Below are 17,695 nucleotides of genomic sequence, written 5' to 3' on the forward strand. Positions count from 1 at the left end.
CGCGCGCTTCCTCGGCCGAGGGCTCCACCACGAACCAGCCGCGCCGCGACTGCACCGCCACGAAGCCCCGCGCCTGCAGCTGCATCAGCGCCTCGCGCACCATGGTGCGGCTCACGCCGAAGTTCTCGGCCAGCTGCTGTTCGCCGAGCCGCTCGCCGGGGGCGAGCTTCTGCGCGAGGATGGCTTCGACCACGCGCTCGGCGATGGTGGTGGGGGTGACTTCGGGCATGGGGCTAAAGCCCGTTAGTGTGCCGGATGGGCCGTGCGCGTCGCGTGGGCGGCGGCCACCGGCGAATCCGGCTCTGCCAGCGGCTCGTCTTCGGGCGAGTGGGTGCCGTTCAACACCGCATGGGCCCGCTCGCGGTCGATGTCGCCTTCCCAGGCTGCGATGGCGACGGTGGCCACGCAGTTGCCGATCAGGTTGCCCAGTGCGCGGGCGATGCCCATGAACCAGTCGACCGACAGCACCAGCACCAGCCCGATCGCGGGAATGGCCGGAATCGCATGCAGCGTGGCGGCCAGCACCACGATGGCCGATCCCGGCACGCCGTGCGCGCCCTTTGAGGTGACCAGCGCGATCGCCAGGATGGTCAGCAGGTCCGACATCGTGATCGGCGTGTTGGTCGCCTGCGCGATGAACACGGCCGCCAGCGTGATGTAGATCGAGAAGGCGTCGAGGTTGAAGGAGTAGCCGGTCGGGATCACCAGGCCCACCGTCGAATCGCGGATGCCCATGTTGCGCAGCTTGGCCATGATCTGCGGCAGCACGCTGTCGGACGAGGTGGTGGCGAAGACGATGGTCAGCTCTTCGCGCAGGTAGCGCAGCAGCTTGATCAGGCTGAAGCCCGAGAGCTTCATGACGAAGCCCAGCACCACGAACACGAAGATGAGCACCGACACGTAGAACAGCGCCACCAGCATGCCCAGCTGCTTGAGCGAGCCGATGCCGTACTTGCCCACCGTGAAGGCGATGGCGCCCAGCACGCCCAGCGGTGCCAGCTTGATGATGATGCCCATGATCTTGAACAGCACCAGCGACATCGCGTCGATGACCACGGCCACCGGCTTGCCGCGGTCGCCCAGCAGCGCCAGTGCACAGCCGAACAGCACTGCGAACAGCAGCACCTGCAGCACGTCGCCGGTCGCGAAGGCGTTGACCACCGTGGTCGGGATCAGCTTCATCAAGAACTCGACCGTGCCGCCGCTGGTCAGCTTGTCGGCGTTGGAGGCGTAGGCGCTCATGGCCGAGGCGTCGAGCGTGCCGGGGTCGACGTTCATGCCTACGCCGGGCTTGAACACGAAGGCCAGCACCAGGCCCATGGCCAGCGCGACGGTGGTGAGCACCTCGAAGTAGATCAGCGACTTCACGCCGACGCGCCCCACGCGCTTCAGGTCGCCTGCGCCGGCGATGCCATGCACCACCACGCAGAAGACCAGCACCGGGATGATCATCTTGATCAGCTTGATGAATCCGTCGCCCAGCGGCTTGAGCTTGGCGGCGAACTCGGGGAAGAACAGGCCCGCCATCACGCCCAGAACCAGCGCGATGACGACCTGACCGAAGAGGGATTTTGCGAACTTGGGCATCCTCGAATCTCCGTGGTGAGGGTTGCATGCAAGACGCGATTCATCTTGCATACAAGCAATGTAGGCAAGATTCGGGATTTTTCTGTGCGGGTTTTCCTGGGGGGAGGGGCGCGTATCGGTCGAACGCCGTCTCGGCCGGCTGCCGTTTCAGAGCGGTTTCAGCCTTCAGGCTCGAGAAGCGGCGTCGTCCGCGGCTGGGGCACCCTGCCGAAGCCCGGCACCCGCAGCGTCATGTCGTCGACGTCGATGCCGAACGCCAGGCCCAGAAGATTGAGTTCCAGGCCCTCGTCGCGTGCCACCGTGACGCCGGCCAGGCCCAGCAAGGACAGTTGCCAGCCGGTGCCGCTGGGTGCATGGTCGATGAAGGTGGTCGGTCCGAGGTAGTCCTTGCCGATGGCGGTGGGCGGCAGGTCCAGGCGCAGGCCAGGCACTTGGCGAGCCACCCAGGCCACGAACGTGTTGCTGTTGGGGCCGGGCCAGAGCCGGTACGAGTCGCGCCAGGGATAAGCCGCCACTGCAGTTTCGATCTGGTCGATCAACGCCTCTGCATGGGCGCCGCGATGGTCCGCCAGCAACTGCGGATCGGCGCCGAACCATTGAACGTCCGGGGCATCGACTTCGCTGGTGACCAAGGCATCGCCGCCGCGGCGGGCCCGCCATCCGACGATGTGGTACGTGGTGTAGTGCGCCGCGCCGGCGCGCTTGACCGCGATCCAGGGATGGATGCCGAAGGCGCCCCGCCATCGCACGATGCGAGCACCGTAGACCTGCACGACCGCACCGCTTTCTTGCGCAGGGCTGGGCGCCTGCCTGGTGCTCTGGCGACTCGTCATGTACCAAGGGGTGTCCAGGTCCAGCTTGCCGGACGCGAGGACACCGATGGGGCCCAGCATCAACAAGGCGAGCAAGGCAAGAAGCATTCGCGACCAGCGCGCCCAGCGCGGCAAGCGCCTCCGGACAGGGTCCGAAGATGAAGGTTTTGTCATCCTGCCAGTATGCGCGGGGGCGTTGACACAACGCTCAGCTGGGGAAGCAGCTTTCCGTGGCGTCGAGCCGATCCGCGAGAGCCGTCAACGCATCGCCAACCGGCTGCGCCACCTTCAGCGCCAACAAGCCGTCCGCCCGCGTGCGTCCGAGGTTGACCGCCGCCACCGGCTTGCCCGCCGCCACAGCCGCCTGCACGAACCGGAAGCCCGAATACACCATGAGCGACGAACCCGCTACCAACACGGCATCGGCTTCGCCCAGCGCCGCGAAGGCAGCTTGCACGCGCTCGCGCGGCACGCCCTCGCCGAAGAACACGACGTCGGGCTTCAGCATGCCGCCGCAGGTCGAGCAGGCCGGCACGTCGAAGGCGGCGAAATCCTGCCCTTCGACGTCGGCATCGCCGTCCGGCGCAGTGCGCGCTTCCAGTGCGGCCCACGCGGGGTTGCGCGCGCGCAGCGACAGCTGCATGTCGGCACGTGGTGTGCGCGTCTCGCAGCCGAGGCAGCGCACGGTGTCGATGCGGCCGTGCAGGTCGATGGTCTTGCGGCTGCCGGCGGCGTCGTGCAGGCCGTCGACGTTCTGCGTCAGCAGCTGACTCACGCGGCCCGAAGCCTCCAGGCGGGCCAGCGCGCGGTGCGAGGCGCCCGGCTGCGCTGTCGCCATGGTCGGCCAGCCCACGAGGCTGCGTGCCCAGTAGCGACGTCGTGTCAGCTCGTCGCCGGTGAAGGCCTGGAAGGTCACTGGCGCAGGACGCTTCCAGTCGCCGTTGATGTCGCGGTAGTCGGGGATGCCGGAATCGGTGCTGCACCCAGCGCCTGTCAGTACGAACAGGCGGGGATGGCGCTTCGCGAAGTCGGCCAGCGAGGTGTAGACGTCCATGGCCGTCGAGCATACGGCTGCCGACGCTGCCCCGCAGGCCGAGTGCCTCCGATGCGGGGCCGAGGTGGACGGTATGTCAGCAAGCCACGCCCGTCGTGCTGCCGTTGTCGATCGGCAGCGCGACGTCGAGCCCGGCGGTGAAGGTCAGGCCCTTGGCCTCGAGCTTGCGACGCACCTCCGTGCCGAAGTCCCGCTCCACGCGCTCCGCGACGGACGGGATGTTGTCGACGTCGCGAAACCGGTCGCGGTCGCCCTGGATCGTCACCAGCAGGCTCGCCTCGGTGTTCGAGACGTTGGTGAAGTTGCGCACCACGCCGGGCGGCACCGCGATCATGTCGAAGGGCTCCAGGAAGATGTGATGTTCTCCCTCGTCACCCCACCGGACCTCGAAGCGCCCGTTCAGGCAGAAGAAGGTCTCGTGCGTGTAGTGGTGGGCGTGCAATGGCGAACCGTTGCCGGGCGGACAGGTGGCGATGTTGATCGTGTACGTGTCGCCACCGTCGCCACCGATCACGGGCGGGTCTTCGCCGGTAGCGCTCAAGAGGCCTTTGGGGCCCATCAGGATGAACGTCCTGTCGGCCGCGATCGCGGCGTAGGCGCCGGCGGGAATGCCATCGCCCTTCATGAACTGCTCCTTGACCGGCTTCAAGTCCTTGAACCGTGCGACCCGCGTCATCATTTCCGTCGGGCTCGGGGTGTGAGTCTTCATCTTTGCCTGCTTGGTGGTGAATGGAAACGGATCAGTCCAGCTTGATGTTCAAGGGCGGGACCAGCTTGCGCCACTTCTCGATGTCGGCCTTGTAGAACTCGGTGAATTGCTCGACGGTGGTCGGCGCCAGGTGCGTGCCCAGGGTGTCCGCGAGCGTCGCGAACGCGGGCGTGGCCATGATCTTGTTGATCTCCAAATTCATCTGGCGCACGGCGGCCGCAGGCGTGCCCTTGGGCGCGAGCACGCCGACCCAGGAGAAGCATTCGTAGCCCGCGTACGACTCGGCCACGGCCGGAACGCCGGGCAGCTGCGGCATCCGCTTGTACGACAGGGCCAGAGGCACGAGCTTTTTCGCGTTGACGTTGGGTGTCGTGGAGCCGATGTTGTCGAAGCCCATGTCGACGACGCCGGCCATCATGTCGCCCGCGTACAAGTTCTTGTAGGGCACGTGGCGGAAGCGCGCGCCCGTGGTGGCCTGCAGTTGTTCCATGCAGATGTGCGTCATGCTGCCGTAGCCGTGGGACGCGAAGGTGACCTGGTCGGGCCGCGCCTTGCCCGCCGCCACGAGTTCCGCCAACGACTTGTAGGGCGTGTTGTTGTTCGCGACCAGGATGTAGCCGCCGGTGATCAGGTTGGTCACCGGGATGAAGTCGTTCGGCGAGTACCGGAGCTTCTCGTAGATCAGCGGGTTGATCGTCAACGGGCTGTGCACCGTGACGAGGAAGGTGCTGCCATCGGCGGGCTGGCCGAGCGCGTACTCGGTGCCGATGTTGCCCCCGGCGCCGGCGCGGTTCTCCACCACGATCGGCCGGCCGAGCACGGCGGGCAGCTTGGCGCTCAGGTCGCGCGCCAGCACGTCGATGGTCGTGCCCGGCGGGAAGGGCACGACGAACTTGATGGGGCCCGACGCGACTTGCTGCGCGATGGCGGATGAAGCCGCCAACGCAGAGGTCAGGGCGAGCAGGTGCGCCAGGCAGCGCCTGAGAAATGTCTTGTTCATCGTGTCTCCGGTTGTTCTGTCTGGCTGCGGAAAGCGAAAGCGGAAAGCGGCAAGGCGCCCGCAAGCTACCCCTGCAATCGCCGCGCGAGAAAGTCGAGTCCGTCGTTGAGCTGCTCGCCTTCGACGGGTGTGTGTGCGCCCATGTAGACCTTGCACCATTTCTCGGCACTGCCGAGGCGATCGAACAGGTCCAGCTGCCCCTCGCGTCGGAAGAACTGGTCGTCCCACTTGACCTGGTACAGCACCGGGCAGCGCACGGCCGGCGCATCGGCGACGAGACGCTCGCTGTTGACGTAGTCGGAGCCCCACATGCCCAGCAGTGCGGCGCGGATGCGCGGCTCCTGTGCGATCAGCGGCAGCCCGTACGCCGTGCCCATGGACACGCCCCACCAGCCGATGGCACGCGCATCGACGCATTCCATGCGCGCGAGTGCATCGATGGCGGCGCGCCACTCGGCGACCATGAAGTCGATGCGCGTGTCGACCGCCCACAGGTCGCGAAACGCCTGCTGCATCGCCGGCCCGATCAGGCCATCGGATCGGCGGCTGCCGTGGATCGGGCCGTCGATCGCCGCAGCCACGAAGCCGTGCGCGCGCACGAGGCGCGAAGCCAGGTCCTGAATGCCGGGCGCGTCCTTCGATTGCGAGCCGCCGTGGCCGATCAGCACCAGCGGCCGCGGCTCTCGCGCGTTCACGGGCGTCCACAGGTTGGCCGGCACCGCATGCCCCTCACGGTCGACGCTGAACTCGCGCGTCACCACGCCCCATTCGTCGCTGTCTTCACGGCTCCAACGCATCGTCGCCTCGCCGTTCACTGCGGCTGCAGCTTGCCCGCCGCGATCATCACCTGCACGGCTTCCGGCGAGTATTCGGCGCTCGGCTGGTCGCCGCCGATGACGCCCAGCAGCAGGCCCTTCGTCCTGCCGTGGCCCGCCTCGATGCAATGGAACTGGCGCTGCACGTGCGGCGGAAACGCGATCACGTCGTAGCGGCCCATCTCGATCGAGTCGTTGCCCTGGTCGCCTTCCCAGGTCATGCGCCACCGGCCCTCCAGCACCATGAAGGTCTCGTTGGTGTCGTGCACGTGCATCATCACGCCGTTGTCGGGCTCGGCTTCCACCATCGCCATGCCGAAGCCGGTCTGCAGATGCGTGATGGCCGCGCGCAGGCTCGAAGGAACGGGGGAGACGCGTCCACCGCCTTCGTCCTCGGGTGGCTTGAAGCCCATGATGTTCATGAAGCTGCGACGATAGCCGGGCAGGTCGGCATCGGGCAAACCGCCGTCGATGCGCGGCATGTCGTCGAAGTGAACGACGCATCGGAGGATGTCGTCGCGCGACGGCTTGATCACGGGAATGGTCATGTCTTTGTCTCCTGGCTTGCGGCGAATTCTGCGCAGGCGCCGCCTTCCATCGCCATGTCCGGCGCGTGATGTGCCCATTGATGCGCCGGATGCGCCGTATGTGCGTCGATCGGAACGTGGCGGGCGCCGGACTCAGCGCGCGCTCTTGCGCGACTTTGCGGACGCGCGTGCCGCCGGCGTCAGGCCGCCGGCGACATCGCGAAACTTCTGCCGCAGCCAGCGGTGCGCGGCATCGTGATGGGTCAGCTCGTGCCACACCATCGAGAGCCGCAGTTCGGGTGCCGCGAACGGCGCCGGCAGCACCTGCAGGCCGAGCCGCGCCTCGCTGCGCATCGCGATCTCCGTCGGCACGGTGGCGATCAGATCGCTGCCGGCGACGAGCAGCGGAATGGTCACGAGGTTGGGCATCCACAAGACGACGTTGCGGGCACGCCCGCCGGCACGCCGCAGCGCTTCTTCGGTGCGCGATTCGAGCGTGGTGGTGTGCGTTCCGCCCACCATCAGGATGTGAGGCAGGCTCGCGTAGTCGTCCAGCGAGATCTTGCCGCGGACCATGGGATGGCCTGCCCGCGCGATGCACGACACCGAGTCCGTGAAGATGTCGCTGACATGCAATCCTTCGGGCATGTCGGCGTAGTAGCCGATGCAGAGATTGAAGCCGTCTTCCTCGAATCGCTCGCGCAGGCGCAGCGCATCCGAGGGGCCGATCTCGACGTGCACGCCGGGCGCTTCGCGCACGAGGGCGTTCATGATCGACGGCATGAACAGCATCGACACGTAGTCGGACATGGCGATCTTGAAGGTGTTGCGTGCCTTGGCCGGGTCGAACGTCGCCTGCGATTCCAGCGCGGCATCGACATGGCGCAGCGCTGCGCGCACCGAGGTCTGCAATTGCAGGGCGCGCTCCGTCGGCACCATGCCCTGCGAGGTTCGCACCAGCAGAGGGTCTTGCAGCTTCTGCCGCAACCGCGCGAGCGCGTTGCTCATGCCGGGCTGGCTCATGTTCATCTTCTCCGCGGCGCGCGTGACCTGCTTCTCCTGCAGCAGGGCGTCCAGGCAGGCCAGAAGATGCAGGTCGACGATGCGGTTCGATGTCATGGTGGGAGCGAAACCAGATTCGAGCCAATGCTACATTCGACGAACGCAGCGGCATCCTTCTTCGGCCGGCGGCGGCAGGCCCACCCGCTGAGTGTCGAGGCCTGAACACGTTCGGAGCCCCTGCTTGAAACTCGTCTCCACGACCTCGCTGCACTACTTCGCCGAGGTTGCGCGCACCGGCTCGATCAGGGCGGCATCCGAAAGCCTTTACGTCGCTGCGTCGGCCATCAGCCGGCAAGTGGCCATGCTGGAGGACTCCTTGGGCGCGCCGCTGCTCGAGCGCCGCCAGGGCCGCGGGAAGGTCAAGCTCACGGCGGCAGGCGAACTGCTGATGCGCTACTACAAGAACATCGGCAACGAGTCGCGGCGCATGCATGCCGAGCTGGAGGCCCTGCAGGGGCTCAAGCGTGGCCACGTCAAGTTCGGCATGCCCGAGTCGCTGACGCGCGACCTGATGCCGGGCTTCTTCTCGCGCTTCTCGAAAGACTATCCGGGCATCTCGTTCAGCGTGCATGTCGCCGGCAGCCCACGGCTGACCGAGCTGCTGCTCGAGGACGAGATCGACGCCTGCTTCACCTTCGGCGACGTTCCGCAGCAGGACCTGACGATCGTCCATTCGCGCCTGCTGCCGCTCTTCGTCCTGGTGCCCAAGGGCCATCCCTTGGAGGGGCGGAAGTCGTTGCGGCTCTCCGATTGCGCCGAGTACGGCCTGTCGCTGCTCGACTCCACGCTGTGGGCCAAGCGCCAGTTCGACGAGATGCTGTCCAAGGCGAAGATCCGGCCGCGCGTCGCGCTGGAAACCAACTCCTACGAACTCATGCGCAACGTGGCTGCCGAGGGCATGTGCCTCACCTTCACGACGACGCCGCTCGAAGATCCGAAGGCCAAGCCGCGCGCGGGCTCCTACGTGCCGCTGAAGGACCCGCGCGCACGCCCGCAGCGCTTCGCATTGAGCGTGCACCGGGGGCGCAACCTGCCGCTTCCGGTCGAGACCTTCCTGGCGGAACTCCTGCTCGTGCTCGAGGACGCCGAGGCACGTGCGCAGGCCGCGCAGGGCGGCCGCTGAGGTTCAGGCCTCGGCCTCGGCCGCGAGCTCGGCCGGTGTCTTGTACTTCTGCACCGCCGCGAAGCGGCTCACCAGGTACTCGCCCGACTTGATGGGCGCGTGCTTGGGGGCCGTGCCATCCTTGGGCTCGAAGCCCGGCAGGCAGCGCACCGGCGTGTCGTAGTCGAGATTGAAGAAGGTGGGAATCGAGTAGCGCTCGCGGCCAGTGCGGTTGGCCACGCGGTGCGGGTTGGACACGTAGAAGCCATTGGTCCAGACCTTGACCAGGTCGCCGAGATTGACGACGAAGGTGCCTTCGACGTAGGGCGCCGCCACCCATTCGCCGTCGCGCGTGCAGAGCTCCAGCCCACCGATCGGGTCCTGCGTGAGCAGCGTGATCATGCCGTAGTCGGTGTGCGCCGCCGCGCCTAGCTCGAGATTGGTGAAGGACTCCTGCGGCGGGTAGTGGAAGAGCCGCGATTGCACCATCGGCTTCTTCGCGTATTGAAGGAAGAAGGATTCGTCCTGCCCGGTGGCCAGCGCGAACACCCGCAGCAGGTTGCGGCCCAGTTCGATGGTCGCGTTGAAGTAGGTCATGGCCGCTTGCTCCAGCCACGGCTTGTCGGCGGGCCAGCGGTTGGGCCCGTGCAGCGGGCGGCCGGACTGCACGTCCGCGTCGTCGAGCGCCAGGTCCATGCCCAGCTCGTAGCTCTCCTTGCGATCGGGCTTGTGGCCGGGATGCTGCGTCACGCCCATCGGCATGAAGCCGCGCCGGAAGCGCTCGTCGATCTTGTCCTGGAGGCGTTCCTCCATCGGCAGCGACATGTAGCGCCGGGTGGCGTCGAACACGTCGTCGATGACCTGCTGCGGCACGCCGTGGTTCTTGACGTAGAAGAAGCCGGTGTTGGTGCAGGCGGACTTGAACCGCTCGACCAAGGGGCCGACGGGGCCACCGGCCAGCCAGGGGCCGAGGTCGAGGATCGGCATTTCTTCGGCAGAGGCCCGGCGTGGGGCCTCGACTGCTTGTTCCGTGATGTTCATGTCGTATCTCCTTGGAGTGCTTGGAACCGGCTCAGGTGCCGCGGGAAAGATCGGTGAAGGCGTCGGCCCAGAAGATCACGCGCCGCGCGATCGACTTCACGATCGCGTGCAGCACGATCCCGATGGCCGACAGGATGATCAGGATGGCGAACATGCCGCCGGCATCCATCGAGAAGTTGCGCTGCAGGATGAGGTAGCCCAGGCCCGCCTGCGCCCCCACGAATTCGCCGACGATCGCGCCGATGACGGCCAGCACGATGCCGATGTCGAGGCCGGCGAAGACGTACGGCAGCGCATGCGGCAGCCGCACCATCCGGAACACGTGCCAGGGCGATGCGGTGAAGGCACGCATCAGGTCGATCTGGTCGCGCGGCGCCGATCGCAGGCCCACGATGGTGTTGGCCAGCACCGGGAAGAACACGATGGTGGCGGTGATGACCACCTTCGACGTCGTGTCGAAGCCGAACCAGAGCACGAAGAGCGGCGCGATCGCAACCTTGGGCACCGTCTGGAAGGCGACCACGTACGGATAGAGCACGGCTTCGAGCAGCGCGCTCTGGCCGATCATCGCGCCCAGCAGGAAGCCGGCCAGCGCCCCGAGCCCGAAGCCCGCCAGGATTTCGTAGAGCGTGATGCCCAGGTGCGGCCACACCTCGCCGCTGGCGAAGACGGCATGAAGCGACTTGCCCACGCCGACGGGCCCGGGAAAGATCAGGTGAGAGACGTCGAACGCGGTCACGGCCACGTGCCATGCCACCATGACGAACGCGAACACGGCGACGATCAGCATCCGGCGCCGACCGGGCGTGAGCCAGTGCCCCGGCTCTTCGGCGGTGGTGTCGATGGTTTGGATGTCTTCGGCGATGGCGGCCATCAGTCGAGCCCTCCGCTGGCATTGAGGTTGGTGCGGATGCCGGACACGTAGCTGCCGAACCGCTCCGTGTTGATCAGGTCGAGCGTGCGCCTGGCCGGCAGGTCGACGTCGATCACCTGCGTCACGCGGCCCGGGCGGGGCGACATCACGACGACCCGATCGCCGAGGAACACCGCCTCGGGAATGCTGTGCGTGACCAGCATGATCGTGGCGCCGGTGCGCTCACGCAGCTTGAGCAGCTCGACGTTCATGGTCTCGCGCGTCATGGCGTCGAGCGCGCCGAAGGGCTCGTCCATGAGCAGGAGAAGCGGGTCGTTGACCAGGGCGCGCGCGATGCCCACGCGCTGCTGCATGCCGCCGGAGAGCTCGCCGGGGTACTTGGTCTCGAAGCCCGCAAGGCCCACGAGTTGAAGGTAGTGCATCGCCCGCTCGCGTGCGACCTTGGCATCTCGGTTCTGGATCTGCGCCGGAACGAGCACGTTGTCGAGCACGTTGCGCCAGGGCAGCAGCACCGGCGCCTGGAAGACCACGCCGATGTGGCGGCTGGGGCCGGCGTGTCGCTTGCCTTCCAGCTCGACCAGGCCGCGGCTCGCACGCTCGAGCCCGGCCAGGATGCGCAGCAGCGTGCTCTTGCCGCAACCGCTCGGGCCGACCACGGTCACGAACTCGCCCCGGCCCACGCTGAAGCTCACGTCGTGCAGCGCGACCACGTCGGCGCCGTCCTTGGACTTGAAGGTCTTGTGCAGGCCCTCGAAGCGGAAGGCCGGTGGCGAAGACGGGTCGGCGTGCAGCCGGTGGCCTTCCCCGCCCGTCACGACCTGAAGCGCGGCGCGTGCGTTCATGTCGCCTCCGCCCGTGCAGCGCCCTGTACCTCTGCTTCTGCTTCTGCCGACCATGCATCGATGGCGCGCAACGCGAAGGCCCTGCGCTCCTCGCTGATGAAAGCCGCCTCGAAGCTGTTGCGCGCGAGGCGTACGAGGTCGGCACGCTCCAGCCCGAGCGCTACCTGGCAGGCCAGGTAGTTGTCGTTGACGTAGCCGCCGAAATACGAGGGGTCGTCGGAGTTGACGGTCACGCACAGTCCCGCGTCGAGCAGGCGCTTGAGGGGATGCGCGGCCACCGATGGCACCACGTGGAGGCGCAGGTTCGACAGCGGGCACATCGTCAGCGGAATGCGGCTCTGTGCCAGTTCGGCGACGAGCGCCGCGTCGTCCACGCAGGCGTTGCCGTGGTCCACGCGCTGCACCTGCAGAAGCTCGACCGCCTCGCGCACGTAGCCGGCGGGCCCTTCCTCGCCCGCATGGGCGACCACCTTGAAGCCGAGCGCGCGGCAGCGGCGGAAGAACTCGGCGAACTTGCGGGGCGGATGGCCGACCTCGGCACCGCCCAGGCCGAAGCCCATGAGGCGGTCGTACCAGGGTGCCAGCGAGTCCAGCAGTTCGAGCGCCTCGGCCTCGCTGCGGTGGCGCTGCGCGACGACGATGAGGCCGGAGCTGATGCCGTCCTCCGCCAAGGCCTCGTCCATGGCGCCCAGCACGCCATCCATGATGGTGGCGGGAGCGACGCCGCGCGTGGTGTGACCCTGCACGCCGAGAAACATCTCGGCATGCAGCACGCGGTCGGCATGCGCGCGGTGGAGGTATTCGCGCGTGACGTCGTGGAAGTCCTGCGACTGCACCAGTACCCTGCAGCCGTCGTAGTACAGGTTCAGGAAGTCCTGCAGGTCGTCGAAGCTGTAGGCCGCGCGGAGCTCTGCTTCGGTGCTCCAGCGGATGTCGACGCCGTTGCGGCGCGCCAGGCGCAGGAAGAGGTCAGGCTCGATCGAGCCTTCCAGGTGCATGTGCAGCTCGGCCTTGGGCAGGCCGGCCACGAACTGTTCGGGCGTCATGTCGAGTGTCTGGTTCAGAGGCCCTTGCAGGCCTTGGCCGCGGCGATCACGGCGTTGCGGTCGAAGTTGTTGATGGCCTCGACGAAGCCGGGCTTCAGGTACAGCATCGACTCGGGCGGCAGCGTGCGCTTGATGGTGCCGTCCTTGAGCATGAAGTCCTGCATCCGGCCGTAGGCCGCGGGGCTCATGGCGCCGATCAGCTTGCCGCCGTTCATCGTGTGCGCCGCGGCCATGGTTTCGAGCTGGGTCTGGAGCAGCGCCAGGTCGTTCTTCGCGAGCGTCGCCTCGTCGGCGCCGGTGGGCTTGCTGCCGGGGAAGTTCTTCCAGTGGATCTGGCGCGCGCAGTCGGGGTTGGTCTGCGCGAACAGCGTCGCCTTGGCAGCGCCGCGCGCGATCGCCTCGACCATGGCGGGGTCGGCGTCGATCGTCTTCTGCATGGTCGCGAACGTGAAGTCGGGCAACGCGCGCCAGGCGGGGTCGAACACGATGCGCATCGGGACGCCTGCATTCTGGAAGCCGGTGAGCGCTGAGCCCCAGAACATGAGCGCCTGCACGCGGTCTGTCTTGAGGGCTTCGAGCGCGGGGGCGCCGGCGCCGGTCGCGATGATCTGCACGTCGGTGTCGGGGTTGATGCCGTTGGCGCGCAGGTAGCCCTTGAGCAGCGGCACGCCGCCGGTGCCCAGGCTGAAGATGCCGATCTTCTTGCCCTTGAGGTCGGCGACCGACTTGATCGAACTGTCGGCCGTGACGCCCACGCCCCAGTCGATGACGCCGGTGCCCATGATGCCGCGCACGGCGACGTTGTTCTCGGTGTTCGCCTGGATCAGGCCCGTGGAGTTGACCTGCGCGAAGTCCACGCCGCCGGCCATCATCTGCTGGATGCCCTGCAGCGAGCCGCCGGTGGTCACGATCTTCACGTCGTAGCCGTCGTCCTTCCAGTAGCCCAGCGCGATCGGCAGCGTGAGCCACGGATAGGTCACGTTGACGACCTGCGTGCCGAGCGCGATGGACACGGGCTTGAGCGGCTTGGGGGTCTGGGCCGCCGCTGCGGAAGCCAGGCCCGCGGCCAGAACGAGGCCCGCGAGCAGGCGCATCGGCGAACGGAGGGAAGGGCGAGGAAGATGGGGCATGGATGCGCTCTCGGCAGTTCGAATCGGCCGAAGTTTGCATCGTGTTGCTGATCTCTTTCGCTCAATATTCAGCGGCGATCCGTCGAATTAATCGAACATAAATCGATGGTGTTCGTGGCGCTCGATGGTGCGTCGTGCACCACGAACGGCACCAATCCGGCGATTCCACGCTGTTGCTCAGACGATGCCTCGATTTGGTGCGAGCGGCCGCAGACACCCGTTGCGTTCGGCGAGGCGAGAGGGCCCGCGTGCGCTCTTCGATCTCTAGTTTTGCTGCCCCCGCAGGTAGCGCGCCGGCGAAGCCCCGAAGTTCCTGCGGAACAAGGCGATGAACGCACTCGGCGTCGAGTAGCCGAGCGCATCGGCGACGCTCGCCACGCTCGTTCCGCGCGTGAGCATGTCCATGGCGGCCATCAGAACGGCTTGCTCTCGCCAGTGCGCGAAGCTGATCCGTACTTCCTGCTGGAACAACCTGCTCAGCGTGCGCACCGACAGGCCGGCCCATGCGGCCCAATCCTCACGCGTTCGCGAATCCGCCGGGTTGTCGAGGATGGCCGCTGCGACCCGGTGCAGCCGCCGATCGCGGGGCATGGGCAGTTGCATGCGATCGTGCGGCGCTCCCGCAAGCTCGTCCAGCAGCACCGACATGACGCGCTTCTGCGGCGCCGCCAGTGCCGGTTGCGAGGTCCAGGCCACTGCGCGGAACACGAGCTGGTCCATCAGCTCGTTGACTTCGATCACGCACGGCTTGCCGGGTAGCCCCTTGCTCGCCGCGGGCGACAAGTAGAGGTTCCAGCTGTGCGTGACGCCGTTGCTGTTGACGGCATGCAGTTCACCCGGTGGCATCCATGCGGCGCGTCGTGGCGGCACCGCCCAGGCGCCTCGTTCGGTGCGCACCTGCAGCAGTCCGTCGGCGACGGACATCAGTTGGCCACGATGGTGCCGATGCCACCGGCCTTCCTGCTTCGCGTTGCTTCCGGAGAACGAGGGCATGCTCGCTGCGGAGATCGCCAACACACCGGGGCCTGTGCGCCGGTCGCCCAGTTCGTTGAGCGCCTGCCGGTAGGCGACGAGACTCGGAAACGTATTCGACGTGCTGGACATGGCCCGATCTCGACATTTCTTTGCAAGGCCCCGCTACCGCGCGAGGGACTTGAAGTGGGACAGTTCATTCATGGCGGCGACAGGCGCCGCGGAACCCTTCCACACCATAGCGATTTCGAGCCATGAAGCCAATATCCGATTCGCCCGCTCCGAACACCACCGAAGTCTTCATCGTCGGCGGCGGGCCGACCGGCCTCGCCATGGCCCTGCTGATGGATCGCTTCGAGATCCCCTTCGTGCTCGTCGAACGGAATCCCGGGCTGACCGACCACCCGCGTGCGCGCGGCGCCTGGGTTCGCACGATGGAGCTGTTTCGTCAGTGGGGCATTGAGCGCGCGGTCAAGGCCCGGGGTCTGCCCGATGATGCGAACGGATTCGCGTTCGTCGAAGCGATCGCCGGGCATGAATACGGCCGCGTCCCACGCGAGATCGACCTGGGCCAGACTCCGGCGTGGAAATGCACCGTGTCGCAGGACGTCGTGGAGGACGAGTTGTTCCGTGTGGTGCGGCGTTCGAAGTGGGGCCGCGTGTGCCACGGCACCGAATTCCTGCGATACGAAGAAATGCCCGACCGCATCCGGGCCTTCACCCGCGACGTCACGACCGGCCACGAATCGTGTTGGAGCGCGCGCTACCTCATTGCGGCGGACGGCGCGGCGAGCGGCCTGCGGCGCCAGATGGATATCGCGATGACCGGTCCGGCGAGCCTGGCCATCATGAACAACGATTGCTGGGAAGGCGACCTGTCGCACCTGCCCAGCGTACGGCAGGTGGGCGTCTTCCGGATCATGCCCAACGATCCCTGGGTCACGCCGGCGAGCGTGCTCAACACGAATGGCGCGGACCGTTGGCTGACGGTGACCAAGGTTGGCGAGGGGAACGACGCAACCCCGCCGCAGCGCAGCGATGCCGAAGTCGTGCGGCTGGCTCGCGCGCATTCGGGGATTCCGAATCTCGACGTGAAGATCATCAACCGCTCGGTCTGGCGAGTCAGCAAGCAGGTGGCGGCGCGCTATTCGCGCGGACGGGCCTTCCTGATCGGCGACGCCGCGCACCGCTTTCCGCCGACCGGCGGCTACGGCATGAACACCGGCATCCAGGATGCGCACAACCTCGCATGGAAGCTCGCGATGGTGTTGCGCGGCCAGGCAGGCGTGGCCTTGCTGGACACCTACGACATGGAGCGCCGGCCGGTCGGGCAGGCCAACGCGAACTTCAGCCATGGCAACACCGTGCGCTTCATGAAGATGGAAGAGGCCTTCCAGGCGCGCAACCTCCAGGCGATCGAGTTCTGGATCAAGGACGTCGTGCACCACAGCCACAGCATCGGGCTGGGCTTGGGCTTCGCCTACGACGAAGGAGCACTGATCCCGGACGGAACGGCGTCGCGTGGATTGACGCTCGGCCGCTACGATCCTTCGGACCGGCCAGGGGGGCGCTTTCCGCACCTGTGGCTGGACCTGGCGCGGCAGCGATCGACGCTCGACCTCTTCGATCGCGACTTCTGCATCGTGCACGGTCCGTTGTCGGCCGATTGGGCGGCCGTCGCGCGGGACGTGGGCGAGCGTCTCGGCGTTGCGATACGCAGCCTGCGGCTCGATACGGTCGATTCGCGTGACGGGCTCGACATGAGCCTGCACGGTGCGGTGCTGGTGCGCCCCGACGGGCACATCGCGTGGCGCATGCCTTGGGTGCCGGCCGATCCGGCGGCGAGCCTCGAGCAAGCCTTCCGACAGTTGCTGCGCCGCGATGAAATTGCCACGGTCCGGAGCGTCGCATGAACACGATCGTTCACGGGCTGCACCATTTCACCTTGCGTTGCGAACTCGAGCAGCTCGACGCACTGAGCGACTTCTACCGCCGAGCCCTGGGCCTCGAGCCGGGGGACCGCCCGGCGCTGCGATTCCCGGGCTACTGGCTCTATGCCTGCGGCCAGCCCGTGGTCCACCTGTACGCTTCGGGCCGCGCCGCGAGCCCCGAGGCCGTCGCGCTGGACCATGTGTCCTTCCGAGCCTCCGGCCTTGCTGCGGCACGGCGCCGGCTGGCTGCCGAAGGCATCGACTACACCGAGGCACCCGTGCCGGGCTGGAGCTTGCACCAGGTCTTCATCCGAGATCCGCTCGGGCTCAAGCTGGAATTGACCTTCGACATGGCCGAAGAGGGAGAGGGCAGGCCATGACCGGCTTCGTGAACCTGCGCCACGCGCGCACCGCCTTCGATCGACAGGGTGCCGGCCTGCCGATCCTGCTCATCCACGGCGCCGAGGCCAACCGCGAGAGTCTTGCCGGCCTGGCATCGGCACTGGCCGCGCCTGGGCCTTCAGTCCTGTGCGCGGTCCGCTACGACCAGCGTGAATGCGGAGAAACCGAAGGCGACGGGGAGCCGCACACCATCCCGGACCTGGCGCAGGATGCGGCCGAGCTCATGACCGGCCTGGGCTTCGAGCGCTTCGCGGTGATGGGCACCTCGCTGGGCGGCCGCATCGCGCAGGCCCTGGCCATCGCGTGCCCGCAGCGTGTCGAGACGCTCTGCCTCGTCAACACATGGCCGCTGGACCGGCAACTCGCAGACCTGAACCCGGAAGGCGTCGCCCGCATGCGCAGGCTTCGCGACGGCCTGCCGTCCACGGCGGCGGAGTTGGCCGCCATGTTCTACAGCCCGGCGCATGTCGCACGGCATCCGGCGCTCGCACAGCGCTTCGCGCGGCCGGCGCCCGGGTCGCGCCGCGGCGCGCTCGCAGCCGAGGTGCACCGACTCCCGCCGGCCCTGATCCAGGCGCGGACCTTGTGCGTCTCGGGCGGGCAGGACCGGGTGGTGCCGACCGAAGTCGTGCGGGCGCTGGCAGACCGCATTCCTCGCGCGCAGTTCGCGTGCATCGAAGACGTGGGCCACTCGATCGCCGTCCAGGCCCCGGAAGCGCTGGCCGCACGGATCGCCAACTTCACGCACAGCCCCGACGCGTCATGACGCGGCTGCCGATTCACAACCAC

General features: G+C 67.4%; 19 protein-coding genes. 4 read left to right on the top strand and 15 right to left on the bottom strand.

Annotated elements, in window-relative coordinates:
* From B0W80_RS24720 to B0W80_RS24760, 9 genes are all read right to left on the bottom strand, one after another.
* Window positions 1-229, bottom strand: a 229-nt coding sequence (locus B0W80_RS24720; RefSeq protein ID WP_143684768.1) for a GntR family transcriptional regulator, incomplete at its 3' end; no start/stop codon positions are given.
* 14 nt (window positions 230-243) lie between these two features.
* Window positions 244-1,587, bottom strand: a complete 1,344-nt coding sequence (locus B0W80_RS24725; protein WP_077001813.1) for a C4-dicarboxylate transporter DctA — start codon at window positions 1,585-1,587, stop codon at window positions 244-246.
* A gap of 158 nt (window positions 1,588-1,745) precedes the next feature.
* Window positions 1,746-2,495: a DUF3750 domain-containing protein gene (locus B0W80_RS24730; protein WP_218668945.1), complete on the bottom strand. Its 750-nt coding sequence runs from the start codon at window positions 2,493-2,495 to the stop codon at window positions 1,746-1,748.
* A 112-nt stretch (window positions 2,496-2,607) separates the two neighbouring features.
* Window positions 2,608-3,528: an NAD-dependent protein deacetylase gene (locus B0W80_RS24735; protein ID WP_256856685.1), complete on the bottom strand. Its 921-nt coding sequence runs from the start codon at window positions 3,526-3,528 to the stop codon at window positions 2,608-2,610.
* A 1-nt stretch (window position 3,529) separates the two neighbouring features.
* Entirely contained in the window at window positions 3,530-4,162 is a 633-nt protein-coding gene (locus B0W80_RS24740) for a cupin domain-containing protein (protein WP_083745610.1), read from the bottom strand.
* A 31-nt stretch (window positions 4,163-4,193) separates the two neighbouring features.
* On the bottom strand, window positions 4,194-5,162 hold the full coding sequence (locus tag B0W80_RS24745; RefSeq protein ID WP_077001817.1) for a tripartite tricarboxylate transporter substrate binding protein: 969 nt from the start codon (window positions 5,160-5,162) through the stop codon (window positions 4,194-4,196).
* A 65-nt stretch (window positions 5,163-5,227) separates the two neighbouring features.
* On the bottom strand, window positions 5,228-5,959 hold the full coding sequence (locus B0W80_RS35655; RefSeq protein ID WP_179107017.1) for a dienelactone hydrolase family protein: 732 nt from the start codon (window positions 5,957-5,959) through the stop codon (window positions 5,228-5,230).
* 14 nt (window positions 5,960-5,973) lie between these two features.
* Window positions 5,974-6,525: a hypothetical protein gene (locus B0W80_RS24755; protein ID WP_077001819.1), complete on the bottom strand. Its 552-nt coding sequence runs from the start codon at window positions 6,523-6,525 to the stop codon at window positions 5,974-5,976.
* Between the two features lie 132 nt (window positions 6,526-6,657).
* Window positions 6,658-7,623, bottom strand: coding sequence for a LysR family transcriptional regulator (locus B0W80_RS24760; RefSeq protein WP_077001820.1), 966 nt, complete (start codon window positions 7,621-7,623; stop codon window positions 6,658-6,660).
* A 124-nt stretch (window positions 7,624-7,747) separates the two neighbouring features.
* Between B0W80_RS24760 and B0W80_RS24765 the strand changes: the two genes are divergently transcribed.
* Complete coding sequence (locus B0W80_RS24765; RefSeq protein ID WP_077001821.1) at window positions 7,748-8,689, top strand: LysR family transcriptional regulator; 942 nt, start codon at window positions 7,748-7,750, stop codon at window positions 8,687-8,689.
* Between the two features lie 3 nt (window positions 8,690-8,692).
* Here B0W80_RS24765 and B0W80_RS24770 read toward each other — a convergent pair whose 3' ends face one another.
* The 6 genes from B0W80_RS24770 to B0W80_RS24795 all read right to left on the bottom strand — a co-directional run bounded on the left by B0W80_RS24770 (window position 8,693) and on the right by B0W80_RS24795 (window position 14,705).
* Window positions 8,693-9,709: an isopenicillin N synthase family oxygenase gene (locus B0W80_RS24770; RefSeq protein ID WP_077001822.1), complete on the bottom strand. Its 1,017-nt coding sequence runs from the start codon at window positions 9,707-9,709 to the stop codon at window positions 8,693-8,695.
* Between the two features lie 31 nt (window positions 9,710-9,740).
* Window positions 9,741-10,583 carry an ABC transporter permease gene (locus B0W80_RS24775; RefSeq protein ID WP_077001823.1) on the bottom strand — a complete coding sequence of 281 codons (843 nt, stop codon included), beginning with the start codon at window positions 10,581-10,583 and terminating at the stop codon, window positions 9,741-9,743.
* Window positions 10,583-11,425 (bottom strand): ABC transporter ATP-binding protein, encoded by an 843-nt coding sequence (locus B0W80_RS24780; protein WP_083745613.1) that lies wholly within the window; start codon window positions 11,423-11,425, stop codon window positions 10,583-10,585. The genes B0W80_RS24775 and B0W80_RS24780 overlap by 1 nt, the downstream gene beginning before the upstream one ends.
* Entirely contained in the window at window positions 11,422-12,471 is a 1,050-nt protein-coding gene (locus B0W80_RS24785) for an adenosine deaminase (RefSeq protein ID WP_077001824.1), read from the bottom strand. Before B0W80_RS24785 ends, B0W80_RS24780 begins: the two co-directional genes overlap by 4 nt.
* 14 nt (window positions 12,472-12,485) lie before the next feature.
* The gene (locus B0W80_RS24790; RefSeq protein ID WP_256856682.1) at window positions 12,486-13,601 is read right to left on the bottom strand and encodes an ABC transporter substrate-binding protein; all 1,116 of its coding nucleotides are present in this window, start codon (window positions 13,599-13,601) and stop codon (window positions 12,486-12,488) included.
* A gap of 264 nt (window positions 13,602-13,865) precedes the next feature.
* Window positions 13,866-14,705 (bottom strand): helix-turn-helix domain-containing protein, encoded by an 840-nt coding sequence (locus B0W80_RS24795; protein ID WP_077001826.1) that lies wholly within the window; start codon window positions 14,703-14,705, stop codon window positions 13,866-13,868.
* A 122-nt stretch (window positions 14,706-14,827) separates the two neighbouring features.
* On the opposite strand from B0W80_RS24795, the gene B0W80_RS24800 reads away from it, so the two are divergent.
* Genes B0W80_RS24800 through B0W80_RS24810 form a run of 3 tightly spaced genes read left to right on the top strand, consistent with a single transcriptional unit; the run spans window position 14,828 to window position 17,672 of the window.
* Entirely contained in the window at window positions 14,828-16,486 is a 1,659-nt protein-coding gene (locus B0W80_RS24800; RefSeq protein WP_077001827.1) for an FAD-dependent monooxygenase, read from the top strand.
* Window positions 16,483-16,884 (top strand): VOC family protein, encoded by a 402-nt coding sequence (locus tag B0W80_RS24805; protein ID WP_077001828.1) that lies wholly within the window; start codon window positions 16,483-16,485, stop codon window positions 16,882-16,884. Before B0W80_RS24800 ends, B0W80_RS24805 begins: the two co-directional genes overlap by 4 nt.
* Complete coding sequence (locus B0W80_RS24810; RefSeq protein ID WP_077001829.1) at window positions 16,881-17,672, top strand: alpha/beta fold hydrolase; 792 nt, start codon at window positions 16,881-16,883, stop codon at window positions 17,670-17,672. The genes B0W80_RS24805 and B0W80_RS24810 overlap by 4 nt, the downstream gene beginning before the upstream one ends.
* Window positions 17,673-17,695 lie beyond the last annotated feature (23 nt).

The sequence above is a fragment of the Variovorax sp. KK3 genome, from assembly GCF_001984055.1.
In the GTDB taxonomy this organism is placed as follows: domain Bacteria; phylum Pseudomonadota; class Gammaproteobacteria; order Burkholderiales; family Burkholderiaceae_C; genus Variovorax.